Here is a 14,603-nt window from a genome sequence, read left to right as displayed (position 1 = left end):
TAACTTTATTTGCAATTACACAATCGTTTGACATTAGCAGAGGATTTGGATATGAACTTATCAGAAACAACAAACCCGCAAGTTACGATTGTTGTCGTCCCACGGGAACGCTTCAGTTACACCCGTGAGTCCCTTGAAAGTATCTACGAGTATACTGAAACCCCTTTTCAGTTAATCTACGTAGATGGAGGTTCACCATTTCATGTCAAGCAGTATCTAGCAGAACAAGCGCTCCAAAAGCAATTTCAACTGATTCGTACTGAATATTACCTGTCTCCCAATCACGCTAGAAACATTGGTTTGCGTCAAGTGAACAGCAAGTATGTCGTTTTCATTGATAACGACGTAGTCGTCACCTCAGGCTGGCTAAAGGCGTTGGTGTCCTGTGCGGAAGAAACGGACGCTACTGTAGTGAGCCCCTTGATTTGTCAGGGAACGCCCATACATCAAGAAGTGCATTGTGCGGGTGGAGAATCTGGGGTTGTGGTAGAAACCAAGGGCGAAACAACAAGACGGCGAATCATTGAAAAAATTTACAAGCAAGGTCGGCGAGTGGCAGAAGTGCGTCCCCAATTGCAAAGGCAAAAAACGGGCTTAGCGGAATTCCACTGCATGATGGTACGTACTGAGATCTTTCAAAAAATTGGTCTTTTGGATGAAGCCCTACTGAATACGAAAGAACACGTAGATTTGTGCATACAGGTTTCTGAGGCTGGTGGTACGGTCTACTTAGAACCAGAATCCCTCGTAACTTACGTACCAGGACCTCCTCTTGATTGGACAGACCTACATTACTATATGTTGCGTTGGAGCGATGCTTGGGAACTGGCTAGCTTAAAACGGCTGCGCGACAAGTGGAGCCTCACTGAAGATGAGTACTTTAAAAATAAGTACAAACGGTTGGGTTGGCGGCGCGATATGACCATTATTAGCCCCCTCGCCCGTAAAGTACCCTTTGGTAAAATTGGCTCACGGGTCGCCGGGAAAACGCTATACGAAATAGACAAGTTATTGAACAGGTATATAACCAGCCGTTATGCAAGAAGACATTTGCAAAAGACGCAAAACCCTGTTCCATCAGACGTGAATTCTACTATCGCCGCCTCAACGCAAGGATAATGTTCTGTAGAATGCGCTCTTCTTTGAATGTATGTAGGAATTGTCTACCATACGCAGATGTAGAATGTGCAGCAGTAAGGTGAAAAATTTTGAAACAGAAAGAGGAATTGAAATCTCAACCATTTGAGGTGATTTACACACCAGAAAGTCAACTGCGACGTCCAATTGAATTATTTCAACAAATGTGGCGGGACTTGCTAGCTTCTCGCGAACTAGCATGGCGGTTAATGATACGCGATATTAGCGCTCAATACCGTCAGTCATTTTTAGGTATAATCTGGGCATTTTTACCGCCAATTGTCATGGCTGCTGGATTTACCCTCGCTAATGATGCCAATGTCATTAATGTTGGAAAAACAGATATACCCTATCCAGCCTATGTTATGTTCAGTACTGCATTGTGGCAAACTTTTGTAGAAGCGTTAAATGGTCCAGTGCAGGCAGTGACAGTGGCAAAACCCATGTTAGCCAGAGTCAATTTTCCCCGAGAATCCCTAATTTTAGCAAAGGTAGGCGAAGTCTTTTTTAACTTTGCTATCAAGCTGGTTTTGATAATGGGGCTGTACATTTGGTTTCACATTTCTGTGACCTGGACATTGGTTTTAGTACCAGTTGCCTTAATTCATTTGGTGATTTTGGGAACATTTCTTGGTGTTCTGTTAGCTCCATTGGGAATTTTATATCAAGATATATCTAAAGGGTTGAATCTGATAACAGGGTTCTGGCTATTTTTGACTCCAGTTGTTTATCCAGTTCCTACAGAAGGAACATTTGGGTTATTAGTAAAGTTGAATCCAGTCACCCCTCTATTAGTCACAGCACGAGAGTTAGCAACAACAGGAGTTGTATCAAACCCTTCAGGATTTTGGGTCGTCAGTGCATTTTCCTTTGCGGGATTACTACTAACTTGGATTGCATTTCGACTTGCCATGCCTTTTGTTGTTGAGAGAGTGAGTTCTTAGCAATGACTAATTTAATAGAAAAACCAATTACTGTTCACCCAGAAGATAGCCAGATTGTCATTTCAGCTAAAAACGTTTCTAAAAAATTTTGTAGAAATTTAAAAAGCTCCCTGTTATATGGAATTCAGGATATTGCAACAGAGTTGACAGGAGGAAATAGAAGGGGTGATAGTTTAAGAGCAAAAGAGTTTTGGGCGCTTAAAGATGTCAGCTTTAACTTAAAGCGCGGGGAAGCGTTAGGTTTGGTTGGGTCAAATGGAGCCGGAAAAAGTACGCTACTTCGCATCATTAGTGGTTTGATTAAGCCTGACACCGGAAGCGTGAAAGTGAGGGGCAGAGTTGCTCCTCTTATTGCTCTTGGTGCGGGGTTTAATCCTATCCTAACGGGACGAGAAAATATTTATGCAAATATGTCAGTCCTGGGTTTACCAACGAAAGAAATCGAGTCAAGATTTCAGGAGGTTGTTGATTTTGCTGGAATTGAAGATGCGATCGATGCACCAGTTCAAACTTACAGTTCTGGGATGGCAGCCAGATTGGGATTTGCCTGTGCAGTTCATATAGAACCAGACGTTTTGCTGATTGATGAAGTGCTAGCTGTAGGAGACATTTCGTTTAGAATGAAGTGTTATCAAAGACTAGCAAAACTCAGAGAAAAGGGCACAGCTTTTATCTTAGTTTCTCACAATCCCCATGTTGTCTTAAATGTTTGTGAATCTTCCATCTACTTAAAAAAGGGAACTTTGGTCACTTCTGGTGAGACAGAAGCGGTTATTCGCAAATATGAAGATGACCTTAGTTTGGGTGGTACAGAAGCACCTTTAGGGGTGATGTATTTACCAGAAAAACAGAAAAGTGAAAGTTTGGGTGTTGACATTGTTTCCCTTAGCTTGAAGGATGAGCAAGGAAATTTACTTGGCACTCTCCTTTCTGGCGAACCAGCCTATTTGTGCGTGGAATGCAAAGCACACATACAAGTTGAAAATGCAAATATAGGTATATTGATTACTGCTTTATCCGGACAAAACGAGCGAATTTTGTATATAACATCAGCTAGTGACAACGAAATTCTTAAAATACTCCCAGGAAAAGTTGAAATCCAGATGCAGATGCCTTACTGTTGCTTATTACCTGGTTTGTACAGTGCCAAAGTATATGTCAAAGAAGGTGTATGCTCTTTCGATATCGTGGAGTCTTTTAGATTTGCCGTAAGAGCAAATAAGGTTATTAGTCAATCTTTGTTTTATCAACCCCGGCATTGGAAAGTTATTAATCAGTAAGCCAGGTTCAACCAATCAATGGATAAACAGAGCATTGGCTTGTTACCTAATTTGTTACCCCATGTTCTTTAGAAAACAGGAAAGAATCTATGCCACCTCTCGTTTCCGTTATTATCCCTTGCTTCAATGCAGAAAAATGGATATCAGAAGCAATTGATAGCTGCTTGCAACAAACATACTCGAATGTAGAAATTATTGTTGTTGATGATGGCTCAACTGATAATTCTTTGGAAATTATCAAAAGCTACGGTAATAAAATTATCTGGCGAAGTGTCAACCATAGAGGAGGAAATCATGCCCGGAATAAAGCCTTTGCATTATCAAAGGGTAAGTACATCCAGTATTTAGATGCAGATGATTACATCTTGCCTGAAAAAATAGAAAGGCAAGTGTGTTTCATGGAGGAAACAGGAGCCGATGTTGTCTATGGTGATTGGAGATATCAGCATCATCTACCTGATGGAACAAGTTATTTGGATAATATAGAATTCCCCGGCGCACAGGCAGATATTCTGGAATCTCTACTAGCTAATTGGTGGACTGCGGTTGCTTCTTTACTTTATAGAAGAACATCGGTTGAAAAAACTAGTGGTTGGGATGAAAATTTCCAAGCTGCACAGGATAGAGATTTTTTCTTATCAGTGGTACTAAAAGGTGCTAAAGTTCTCTATCAACCAGGTTGTTATTCCATCTACAGACGATATGGTGATGTGACAGTCTCTAGTAGCTCTAAACCCCGTTGGATAGCCAGTCATCAGGCAGTCTTAGTTAAGGCTGAACAAAAACTGAAACAACTGAACCTAATGTCCGTGAAGTATCGGTGTGCCTTAGCTAAGTCTTATTTTCAACTGGCTAGAGAAGCTTTGTCGATTGACAACTATTCACAATACTTAAGCTTGTTAGAAGAGGCTTTGATTGTCTTTCCTGACTTTAAGCGAGACAACGGAAGACGAGTTTACTATCTAATTCAATCCCTTTGTGGTTTCCGCCGTACTGAAAGCATTGTTTGTCGTCTTTTGTTAGCCAAAAAAACTGTCGATTCATTCATACAGCAAATACAAACGATATACGAACAACGGTTTGCCTTACAGACCTCCACCCAGGGCAGCCTAGAAGCTTACACCACAAACAATGTTCGCAGCCGCGTCGAGGATTGCTGTAGATAACTTTTTCATCCAATCATTTTTTTAGACGATCCATATCTCCTAAAATTTCAAATCCTTTAACAATTGCTGCCTGACCGCTACAGAGACTAATATCCAGTTAAAATCACCCTTTCGGGCTACTCCACAGGACGAAGCGTAACTGTTGAACACGGATCTACTGTGTTGATAACTCAGATATCAACTAACCAAAATTCAACAGAGGAGCTATGGAGAAATTACGATTGGTAGTAGAATCTAGCGCTTTAACGATCGCACTTATAACTTGTGGATTTCACCAACCTACGATAGCTAGCTCTTCGGCAGAAATGAACTTACAAGCCAAAGTGTTTACCAATCTACTGGTCTTTAATTTAACACAAGTTCCAGCAATTTTCAAGTGAATGAACCACAGCATTTTGTTGTGGCACGGACGTTCCCTGCATTTTGTTATGCAAGGGGCGTCCCCTGCATTTTGTTGTGGCACGTCCCCTGCATTTTGTTGTGGCACGGGCGGGGACGCCCGTTCCATATTGTTTTGTTCCAGCTAAAGCCCAATCTTTGACTGTTCAACGCCAAATTTGGTAGCGACGGTATGAGTCTCTGTATCTGTAGTAGCGATCCGAGTCCCTGTTGCGGTAACGGCGGTCATAATCTCTACCTCGGTAGTAGCGATCGCGATTGGAGTACCGACGATTCTGGAGTTTTCTATCCTCTTCACGCAAGCGACGAATTTCTCGACGAATTTCTCGACGGCGTTGACGGATTTCTCGGCGGCGCTCTCGGTAGTTGTCATCGTCCCACTGTGATATGAGTAGTAAGTTATCCTTAGTGGTAGCAACTTCGGGTTCCAACCAAAGCCTTTGTTGGCTAGATGATGATGCAATAGCAGCAGGAGTAGTAAACATAGACAGCAAAGGAGCTGCTATCAAGGGTAAGCAGATTTTGAATAGAATTTTCCGGCTCATACTCTTTACCTCTGGTGTTCGCTCTAGAGAATTCTGTTAAATAACACTAGCTCTTTAATACGCTGACTGCGATTCCCATATTTTCTAGTATGACTGCATTCCCAAAAAAGATTATCAGCATTATCAATATTTAAGATACTTTTAACCAACATATTGAGTAAACTTCACTAGACCGATTGTATAAATTTTTTGTTTTTCACCCAAAGCCGCAAAGACTTTTTTAGCACTTCTACGGCTTTGCTTCAGCATTTAATAGCCTTTTACAAGAAGAAAATCTAAGTTAGAATTGGCGTCGTATTCTTTTCTTTCTTCTCCAGATTTAAATAAGATAAGTGTTTTGTCGCCCATCAATCTTACTGAAGAATCTTCAATTCTCAATAGAGTGCCTTCCTGTAATCCCACAACAGCGACCTTTGGATTTAGAACTAAAAATTCTTTAATTCTTTGTGCTTTTGTTTCTCCATTATGATTGGGTATAACTGCATCTGTATAGTGAGGATTGATCTGAAAAGGAACTAAATTTAATCCTTGAAAGCTTATCGGTTCAATAATTGGCATATCATTGGTTGTTTTTATTGTAGGGCAAGCTAGATTAGAACCGGCACTCCAACCAATATAAGGAGTTCCATTGTCAACTTTCTCTTTTATGGACTCGATAATTTCAGCCTTATGCAGCCAGTGAACTAAATGAAAAGTGTTTCCCCCGCCGATGACTATTGCTTCTGCTTTTTTGATGGCTTCTTGATAATTATTATATTGATGGATACCCTCAACTTTATAACCTATTTTTTGAAAGACTTTGTCAACTCTTTCAGTATAATTATCGTAACTAAAAGTTATAGCTGCAAAGGGAATGAATAAGACTTTTTTAATAGAATCTCCTAGAAAGTCTTTAATGGCTTGACGTGGATAATACAAATAGTCTTCAGTAGGATTTGTGGAATTACTCAGCAATAACAATCGTTTTGCCATGATTGATTTCCTATGTAGCAAAGAATGGATAAATTAAGTTGCAATGCATAAAAAGCACTTGAGAGGGCAATGACAAGTCTTTTTTAAAAATACACGAAATTGGTTGGCTTGCACTAAAGAAATAAAAGCCGAGCTTGTGTATGTAGCAAATCGCTCAAACAACGGAATTTACTAGTACACAGGGCGCGAAAACAAGGCTCCCATTGCACGCTCGTTGTAAAGATTGCAATATAAGCGTTTTACTTTCATCCTTTAGCCTTTATACTGAGCGCCTTTTTGTACTTGGTTCTTTCTGAGTCAGGTTAAAATTGAAAAACTAATGTATCATACTAAATCTTATCGTTCATGACACCCTCAGAATTGTTAACTTCTCCATCTCGTGTTGGCTCTACCCAAGCAAAGTTAACTGATTTGCGTAAGCTGATGGATGAGTATCAGTTAGATGCTTACCTAATTCCCTCTGCTGATGAACACCTAAATGAGTACCTGCCAGAAGCCAAGCAGCGGCGTATGTGGGTCAGTGGCTTTACAGGATCTGCAGGGGATTTTCTGGCGGGGCGGGAATCGAGTTGGCTGTTTGTTGATTTCCGCTACCACGAACAGGCAGACTTAGAGGTGGATTTGTCGCTGATTCAGGTCTCTAAGTTGGGAGTTGAAGGGCACAAAACTTTGGTCGAAATGTTGGAATCCTTGGGGCAAGAAGCTACTCGTTTTCGCCTGGGGTTCGATCCTTTTACCATTGCAGTGGAGCAATTTCGGACGTACAATAAGCAACTCAAATCTGCTGGCGTGGAACTGGTGCCCGTGGAAAAAAATTTAGTAGACATTGTTCGTTCTCAAAGTCCTTGGGTTGAATCAGAACCCATACCTGCATCAGGAGATTCAAAGGTATTTGCCTTGTCAAATGAAGTGACAGGGGAAACAACAGGGCAGAAACTCACTAAGGTGAGGGAAGCCATGCAAAAGGCTAAAACCGACATCCTCCCCATAACTAAGCTTGACCAAGTGGCATGGCTGTTTAATTTGCGAGGTTGGGATATTTCTTACAATCCGGTTTTCATATCCTATGCGATCGTCACCCCAAATGAAGCGTTTCTATTGACTAATTTGGAGCGTATTGACGCAGAAGTTCGGCAAAGTTTGCAAGATTATGTGACTTTACTTCCCTACGAACAATATGCAGAAACTTTGAAAGCTTTGAGTGCTCAAGAAAAGTACAAACGGGTACTTTTAGATCCCAAACATACAACAATGGGTACCTATCAGTTGATAGAAAATGCTCAGATTGTGGAAACCTCCAATCCGATTGAGGGGATAAAGGCTCGAAAAAATGCGGTTGAAGTCGAGCAAATGAAAGCAGCAAATTTGAAATCAAGTCGAGGGAAAATCAAAACTTTAAAGTGGATATCGGAACAACTGGCAAAGGGTCAACGTTTGAGTGAGTTTGATGTAGCAAACGCGATCGCTCAATTCTATCAACAAGAAGGCGACTTCCAAGGCTTAAGTTTTAATACAATTGCTGGCAGTGGCACTAACAGTTCCATTGTCCACTATGGCACACCCAACCCCGAGCAATTTCTCACTCCCGGTGAATTCTTTTTACTAGATTCTGGAGCACAGTATTTGGGAGGGACAACAGATGCCACGAGAACTATTATTGTAGGTGAGCCAACTCCGGAACAAATTTTACGCTACACCGAAGTTTTAAAAGCACATATTAACTGTGCCATGCAGCGGTTTCCTAAAGGTACTACTGGTGTCCAGCTCGATGGAATTACCCGATCTACCATGTGGATGTTAGAACTTGACTACGGTCATGGCACGGGACATGGAGTTGGTGCTTTCTTAAATGTCCATGAAGGACCCAATGGAATTAGCAAGCGTGCTTCTGAACCTTTGGAACCGGGTATGGTGACAAGCATTGAACCGGGTTTCTACCTACTGGGTTGGGGAGGAATTCGGATTGAAAACCTCTACGTAGTGAAAAATTTAACGCCAGAGACAGAACTCCAAGCAGATCCAAGCAAAACCCCCTGGTATGGCTTTGAACCCCTAACATACATTCCTTTCGATAAACGCTTGATTGCTCTCGATCTACTGGAACAAAGGCAACGTCAGTGGTTGGAAAATTACTATGCAGCTATTATCGAGAAGGTTGCTCCTACCTTAGAACCCAGTGAAGCAGACTGGCTGAGAGAGGCTTGCAGTTTATAGTAAAATTGCATTTTGTAGAGACGTTGTATCCAATGCCTCTACAAAAAAGACAAAAAATTAGTTTCTAGTCCACACTCTAGTTATTGCCATTCTCTAATAAGTCTAATTAGAGATTTGGGGGCGCAAGGCAAAAGCGCTCCTACAAATGGCTCTTCACTAATTTATTTAACGTGCAATACAGCCTTGCCAACATAGCGCCTTTCAAGCAATTGTTGTGCGACCTCGGCAACTTGTGTCCAAGGAGCTTCCACTTCAATGTGGGGACGCAATTGACCGACTGCTACTAAATTCGCAAGACGTTTCAGAACGCGCCCCTTGAGGAGAACCAGATCCATCAGCCGCAGGAGTGACCACCGTACCAGCCAAGTCCCAACCGGGTTGCCAACCTGCATCTGCAGTAGTTGAACGTCTCACGTCCCCCCGATTTAAGGAGATTGCCGCGACTCTTACTACTGCTTGATTGGGAGCAGGTGTTGGTGCATCCACTTCATGGAGCGCTAAACGCCCTTGTACACTGGGGTCAACAACAACAGCACGTATTTTACCCATAGAAAATGTCCTGCTTTTGGTTGAATGCAAAATGAATTTTTGTACAAGCAAACCTTAAGGGAGCGCCTGTACTTAAGATTTCGAGTTTTGCTAACTCCGATCGCCTTTGACTAAATTAATGATATCTGTTAATCTACGGTAAAACGATACTATTTTAGTTATTTAAAGCTTCAAAAAGTAAATCATTACGAATATCCATAACAAACAAGCCCCTGATAAAAAGCCATAATTACTAATTAATAATTACTAATTGAGTTTTTTTTAGAAAATGTACCAACTACTCTTAGGATAGCCGTTATGCAAGTACAAGACACAATTGAAACACAAACAAAGGACAGCCGCCCTTCTGTCGCAATAGGGCATATCAGATTAGCTGTGAGACATGTCTCAAAAGCTACTGATTTTTTCCTCAGGGTAGGGTTGCGCTACATTACCCATTCAAAAGAATTCGCTGTTTTGGAGTTACGGGGTGGAACACACTTAGTATTGCGACAGACAGAAGAAACCATCACTTTGGGGACAAAGGTTCCTTTTGACCTGATGGTGGATGATATCTTGGTTGCAAGGCAAGCCTATATAGATTTGGGACTAACTGCTTCTGAAATAGAAACGGGCAAAGTTCACAAATCCTTTGTTCTTACTGGACCGGATGGCTACTTAATTACAATAACTTCCTCACATACTGGTGGAAGGATTGTTTAACAAAACTAGCGATCTAAATATCACTTTTAGAGCGGTATACCCGTAAGAGTTGATTCCCGCCTCTTTGGAATTCATAGGATACCTGCTTTAATTCTACCTGATATCCTTGCGCTGACAGTTGAGTCATCACTGGGTGAAGATGCGGAGAGGTTTCACCACTGTAATTCACAAGAACTGGAAACACCCGCACTTCTTTAGCGACTCGACATAGTTCTTGGATTGAAGCTAAATGAAAGTCGAATGACAGCTGCTCTGAATAGGTAAATAACAGATGAGAACATAAAGATAGGTCGAACTGGTTTGAATTGAAAGAAAGAGCAGGTAACTCCTCTACTACATAACGCCCTTGTCCCACTCCTAACGGGAAATCTTCGAGAAACTTTTGCATAGCTGCCAACCTGATGACTCCAAGATGTTCAACAGACTCAATGTCCTTCCAAACAAATCTCTCTTCGTTTGCTCTAGCAGCTTCTATAACAATTGGATAGGTTTCTTGGATGCGTTGTTCAATCTCGCTAGCGGTGAATTGATAAATTGGGTCACAAGAGTAAACCTGATGCCCCTGATGAGCCATCTCAGTATTGAAGCTTGAGGGTCCACCGCCGCAATCAAGGATTGTCAACTTGAGCTCCTCAGCAGTGAGATCGAACATTTTGATGTATTCCTGTAGAGAACGTCCCCAAAGCACGATTTTTTTTAGTTTTACGCTCATTGCTGTTTTTTCCTAACACTGGTTACAATTCGACTTCCTTGAGTAATTCATCCATTGGATAATTTGGATCTTCAAAATTTAGAGACACCTCACATCGAGTTAATGGAAAAGGTTCCAAAAGCTTATCTTTTTCCCAACTTTCTAACCGCCACCACAATGTTTGTACTGCGATTTCTTGACCATCAATAAACTCAAACGTGATTTCACCGATATTATTTAAACCTACAATTTCTTTGCCTGTTGTTTTATTGGAAGTGTAGTCCCGATAATTTTTCGCCATCGCTAAATATTCTTCTAAAGGTTGCTTTCGGTCTTGTCCTGGTAGGGGTGCTTTGACAGAATTTGATTTGACTTTATGAGAGTTTTGTGGCTCGTCGATCTCTTCTGAACTGGCTGATAAAAAGTCAATTCGATACCACCATTCAGGTTTTTTGTTGATTTGTAATGCTCTCAAGAAACTTCGCTCATTCACTAAGTTCACCCTAGCAGGGCTACCTTGGAGTATCAAAGGAAGACAGTGAATTCCCTGGTCAATACTTTGGTCAATGAACGTATAGACATTACCTATTTCAAGCCCCTTGTTTTCTGGATTTTCCCATCCTAATATCTCTACTGTTGGGAGATTATTTGCGATCGCAAAAGGAACAAAACCTTTTTTATGCAATGAATGACTGCCCCCAAATCCTTTAGCTTCATTCTTTAAAGAACTACTAGTAAATTGGGCAATGACCATCTGTAAAGACGCGCCATCAGGAGATGGGACATTGGCAGACATGACATCAGCAGACGCGCCATCAACAGACGAGCCATGACGCGTCTCTACATTGGGTGAACTTTGGAAGGGACGTGTTGCAGAATATTGCAAGCGGGCTGCAAAACTGTAGTGAACATCACCAGATAAGAAAATGACACGGCTTTTTTGATTCGGTAGTGCCCTCAGTGCAAGTCTAGCAAGTAGCCGTTCAATTGCTGTTTCTTCTAACCCCCAGGCTTCAGGGTCAAAACCCCAAGCAGCAGTTCCTAGTTTTTCTGCCATGTTTTTGGCTATCTTTTGTACGGTTTCTAAAAAGGGTAAGCCAATAACTGGGCTGGGTGATACTACAATTGTTACCTTTGTATCATCTGGGCGAGGGACTTTTGATATCTGTTCATCGAAACCTTCTCGGCTTAAAAGTGCGGGAAAATGAAAGTCTTTTTCCCCAGGGAATCCCCGCCAGGTGCGCGTATCCAGTACTATAACTTCAAAACCCGGACCTCTCACCGTGTAGTGCCATTTGAGAGAGTTGGGTTTTTGAGGTATTTGCCTGGGCTGAGTTTCTTCAATCTCCGCAAGGGTGGGTAACCCCATGCACTGGGCTATTTCCTGTTCGTACTGTGGGTTTGTCCCTAGGGAATTTGACCACGCTTCCGTTGCTTTGAGTAATGCAAATCCCGGTTTGCCATTTTCAAACTGGTCTGGTGTGTTTCCCCACCCTTGGCATAAAGCATAGGCAAGCGATCCGTTTTGCAGCACGCGTTTGCCTAGAGGTTGTTTGAGAACGCGGGAGCACCATGCCATATTCAGAAACCAGTCATCTGTCATTTCATGGTCGTCAAATATCATGTAGGTAGGAATATTCGCTAAGGCACGTCTCACCTCTTTCAGGGTTGTTCTAAACTCTTGCAAGCAGTTTACTTCTTCTTCAAATAAAGATTTACCCCTTCCAACTTTTGGTAAATTAGGATAAACATCTTCAAATGCAGGCATATCTTCAGATTGAGACCATAATACATCACTCCAGGTGAATAAATACATTGCTAAAAACTCACCTAATGTGAATAAGTGACTTTTAGCAAGGGTAGAAATTTTATTAAATTTACCCAGACTAGCTGTCAATCCAGCAATATGCGTTGCTAAATTATTGCGTTGTCCGGGATTTAACTCTTCAATCTTGTTAACACTAGGAAGGCTTTCTTTCCAGCCTAAAAGAGTTTCAGCCGCATCCACAAGCATGAAAAGTAAAGAATCTGCCACATCATCCACATAGATTTGGTCACCTGTGAGAAAAAGTTGATGGGGTCGTTTTTTTGGATCTTCTTCTAATGCTTCTCTAATGATTTTGTCCAAGGTTGCAAGTGCATCTAGGCTTTCTCCATGCGGTTTGCGGCAAGAACCGTGAATGATTCGCAGATTATTTAAATTATTGGGAACAAGTGCAAAGCTTGGCAATTCGTATTGAGGATAGATGATGTCTTTTATTGAACCATCCAAAGTTAATATACCTGGTTGGTTCAGTGTTGCCTCATTCCCAAAATCTAGATCGTACAGATAATTTTCACCATATATAAGTACATTCGATGAAGTCTTAGCAGTGACAGCAACAATGTGTAAATTGATGCCTACTCGAATTGTTGTTTGACTACCTGTGAATAATAATTTGTTACAAATGTCGAAGATTTTTAAAGTCACAGTGCGGCTTTCTTTCAAAGCCAACCATACAGTGACAGAATGACTGTCAGTTCGTCTTAGGATTGGTCCGGCAAGAACAAGTGGTAGCTTGTTCAACCGTTCCTTTACAGATGTCCATGTCATTTATTAATTAAGAGGAGATGATAAGTTTTTTCTATTAAATTATAGGAGAAACGCTGAAAATACCATTCTGCCAAAACCACTACGTTGCTGACTTATCGCTTTGCTACACAAGTTTAAAAAAACTTTTACATTTTAGCACCGTTATTATACCCCTTAAAAGTGTAGGTTTATACAAATCAAATTTCGTGACTTATGAAACAAGACCAACATATCATTCTCCGTAACACTAGCCGTGTAGATTTAAGCGATCCGTTTTCAGGGCGATCGCTTTCTTTGCAATCAGTTCGAGGATTGGAAGAAATCAGTCTTCGCCTTGATGTGGAATCCCTGGACAAACGAGGTATCTTTGAAGTGCGACGAGATCCCGAGGTTGTGAGCATTGCACCACTGATGCCAGTTGCACTTGTCAAACCTGTAGCAACTCAACAAAGACAGACTTCCCATGAAACTGGAGTAACCTGGGGGGTAAATGTCACGAGGGCGGCAGAAAGCCCCTACACTGGCAAGGGTGTAACAGTTGCGGTTCTCGATAGTGGAATTGATGCCGAGCATGAGGCTTTCCGAGGCGTTCAACTGGTACAACGGGATTTCACTGGTGAAGGGAATGGCGATAATTACGGTCATGGTACCCATTGTGCTGGTACCATCTTTGGTCAGTCAATCAATGGCTTGCGTTTTGGCGTAGCACCTGGCATTCAACGTGCCTTGATTGGTAAAGTTTTGGATGGGGTAGGTCGCGGTACCACTGAGGGCATATATCAAGCTATTTTATGGGCTATCAATGAAGGAGCACAGGTTATTTCCATGTCACTTAGCTTGGATTTTCCCGGTTTGGTGAATAAATTGGTCGCGCAGCAGGACTATCCTATGGAGTTAGCAACTTCTAAAGCTTTGGAGGCTTATCGAGCAAATATTCGTTTATTTGAAAGTTTGGCTGAATTAACGCGATCGCGAGGTGCAGTGTTTCAAAAAGGTGCGGTGATTATCGCAGCTGCAGGAAATGAAAGTAAGCGAGATATTAAACCTGACTATGAATTGGCTGTCACACCTCCGGCTACAGCAGATGGAATTATTTCTGTAGGCGCACTCCAAACAGAAGGAGAACCCCATAGAGCTTTGACAGTAGCCGATTTTTCCAATACAGGTGTTAATATCTCTGCTCCTGGTGTGGACATTTACTCTGCAGCAGTAGGTGGTGGTTATATCGATATGAGCGGTACGAGCATGGCAACTCCTCATGTAGCCGGAGTTGCGGCGCTGTGGGCTGAGAAAATCATAACCGAGACAAGAACTGTGAATGCGACGGAATTGACTGCTCGATTGATTGGTCAAGCAACAAAAGCCCGAATGGCAACCGGTGTTGACCCCTTGGATATTGGCGCAGGGGTTGTACAGGCACCACTTGATTGAT

13 protein-coding genes and 1 pseudogene are annotated in these 14,603 nt (G+C 41.9%); 8 read left to right on the top strand and 6 right to left on the bottom strand.

The features are described from left to right. Positions 1-51 precede the first annotated feature (51 nt). The 5 genes from ACYRY3_RS43090 (at position 52) to ACYRY3_RS43070 (ending at position 4,907) form a co-directional block, all read left to right on the top strand. The gene (locus ACYRY3_RS43090; protein WP_460207975.1) at positions 52-1,119 is read left to right on the top strand and encodes a glycosyltransferase family 2 protein; all 1,068 of its coding nucleotides are present in this window, start codon (positions 52-54) and stop codon (positions 1,117-1,119) included. A gap of 89 nt (positions 1,120-1,208) precedes the next feature. Next, positions 1,209-2,081, top strand: a complete 873-nt coding sequence (locus ACYRY3_RS43085; protein WP_460207973.1) for an ABC transporter permease — start codon at positions 1,209-1,211, stop codon at positions 2,079-2,081. A 2-nt stretch (positions 2,082-2,083) separates the two neighbouring features. Continuing rightward, positions 2,084-3,361 (top strand): ABC transporter ATP-binding protein, encoded by a 1,278-nt coding sequence (locus ACYRY3_RS43080; protein WP_460207972.1) that lies wholly within the window; start codon positions 2,084-2,086, stop codon positions 3,359-3,361. Between the two features lie 89 nt (positions 3,362-3,450). Continuing rightward, positions 3,451-4,527 carry a glycosyltransferase family 2 protein gene (locus ACYRY3_RS43075; protein ID WP_460207971.1) on the top strand — a complete coding sequence of 359 codons (1,077 nt, stop codon included), beginning with the start codon at positions 3,451-3,453 and terminating at the stop codon, positions 4,525-4,527. A 206-nt stretch (positions 4,528-4,733) separates the two neighbouring features. Further along, positions 4,734-4,907, top strand: coding sequence for a hypothetical protein (locus tag ACYRY3_RS43070; protein ID WP_460207970.1), 174 nt, complete (start codon positions 4,734-4,736; stop codon positions 4,905-4,907). Between the two features lie 165 nt (positions 4,908-5,072). Here the strand turns inward: ACYRY3_RS43070 and ACYRY3_RS43065 are convergent, their stop codons facing one another. Continuing rightward, positions 5,073-5,471: a hypothetical protein gene (locus tag ACYRY3_RS43065; protein WP_460207969.1), complete on the bottom strand. Its 399-nt coding sequence runs from the start codon at positions 5,469-5,471 to the stop codon at positions 5,073-5,075. A gap of 249 nt (positions 5,472-5,720) precedes the next feature. Beyond that, positions 5,721-6,443 (bottom strand): dipeptidase PepE, encoded by a 723-nt coding sequence (pepE, locus tag ACYRY3_RS43060; protein ID WP_460207968.1) that lies wholly within the window; start codon positions 6,441-6,443, stop codon positions 5,721-5,723. 345 nt (positions 6,444-6,788) lie between these two features. Between pepE and ACYRY3_RS43055 the strand changes: the two genes are divergently transcribed. Next, complete coding sequence (locus ACYRY3_RS43055; protein ID WP_460207967.1) at positions 6,789-8,657, top strand: aminopeptidase P family protein; 1,869 nt, start codon at positions 6,789-6,791, stop codon at positions 8,655-8,657. Between the two features lie 161 nt (positions 8,658-8,818). Here ACYRY3_RS43055 and ACYRY3_RS43050 read toward each other — a convergent pair whose 3' ends face one another. Together ACYRY3_RS43050 and ACYRY3_RS43045 are read right to left on the bottom strand one after the other, a co-directional pair. After that, complete coding sequence (locus ACYRY3_RS43050) at positions 8,819-8,992, bottom strand: zinc-binding dehydrogenase (RefSeq protein WP_460207966.1); 174 nt, start codon at positions 8,990-8,992, stop codon at positions 8,819-8,821. Continuing rightward, a pseudogene (locus tag ACYRY3_RS43045) lies at positions 8,964-9,206 on the bottom strand (zinc-binding dehydrogenase); the annotation flags it as partial. The gene ACYRY3_RS43050 and the pseudogene ACYRY3_RS43045, both read right to left, overlap by 29 nt. A 297-nt stretch (positions 9,207-9,503) precedes the next feature. Here ACYRY3_RS43045 and ACYRY3_RS43040 point away from each other — a divergent pair. Beyond that, positions 9,504-9,908, top strand: a complete 405-nt coding sequence (locus ACYRY3_RS43040) for a VOC family protein (protein ID WP_460207965.1) — start codon at positions 9,504-9,506, stop codon at positions 9,906-9,908. 13 nt (positions 9,909-9,921) lie between these two features. Here the strand turns inward: ACYRY3_RS43040 and ACYRY3_RS43035 are convergent, their stop codons facing one another. Beyond that, positions 9,922-10,620, bottom strand: coding sequence for an SAM-dependent methyltransferase (locus tag ACYRY3_RS43035; protein WP_460207964.1), 699 nt, complete (start codon positions 10,618-10,620; stop codon positions 9,922-9,924). Positions 10,621-10,642: 22 nt separating this feature from the next. Further along, a complete protein-coding gene (locus ACYRY3_RS43030) occupies positions 10,643-13,192 on the bottom strand; it encodes a metallophosphoesterase family protein (protein ID WP_460207963.1) in 2,550 nt (849 codons plus the stop codon). A 192-nt stretch (positions 13,193-13,384) separates the two neighbouring features. Here ACYRY3_RS43030 and ACYRY3_RS43025 point away from each other — a divergent pair, with 192 nt between their 5' ends. Further along, positions 13,385-14,602 (top strand): S8 family peptidase, encoded by a 1,218-nt coding sequence (locus tag ACYRY3_RS43025; RefSeq protein ID WP_460207962.1) that lies wholly within the window; start codon positions 13,385-13,387, stop codon positions 14,600-14,602. Position 14,603: the final 1 nt, after the last annotated feature.

The organism is Scytonema sp. NUACC21 (assembly GCF_054684315.1).
Note: the sequence above shows the minus strand (reverse complement) of the source record. Positions and strands in the feature narration are given on the sequence as shown.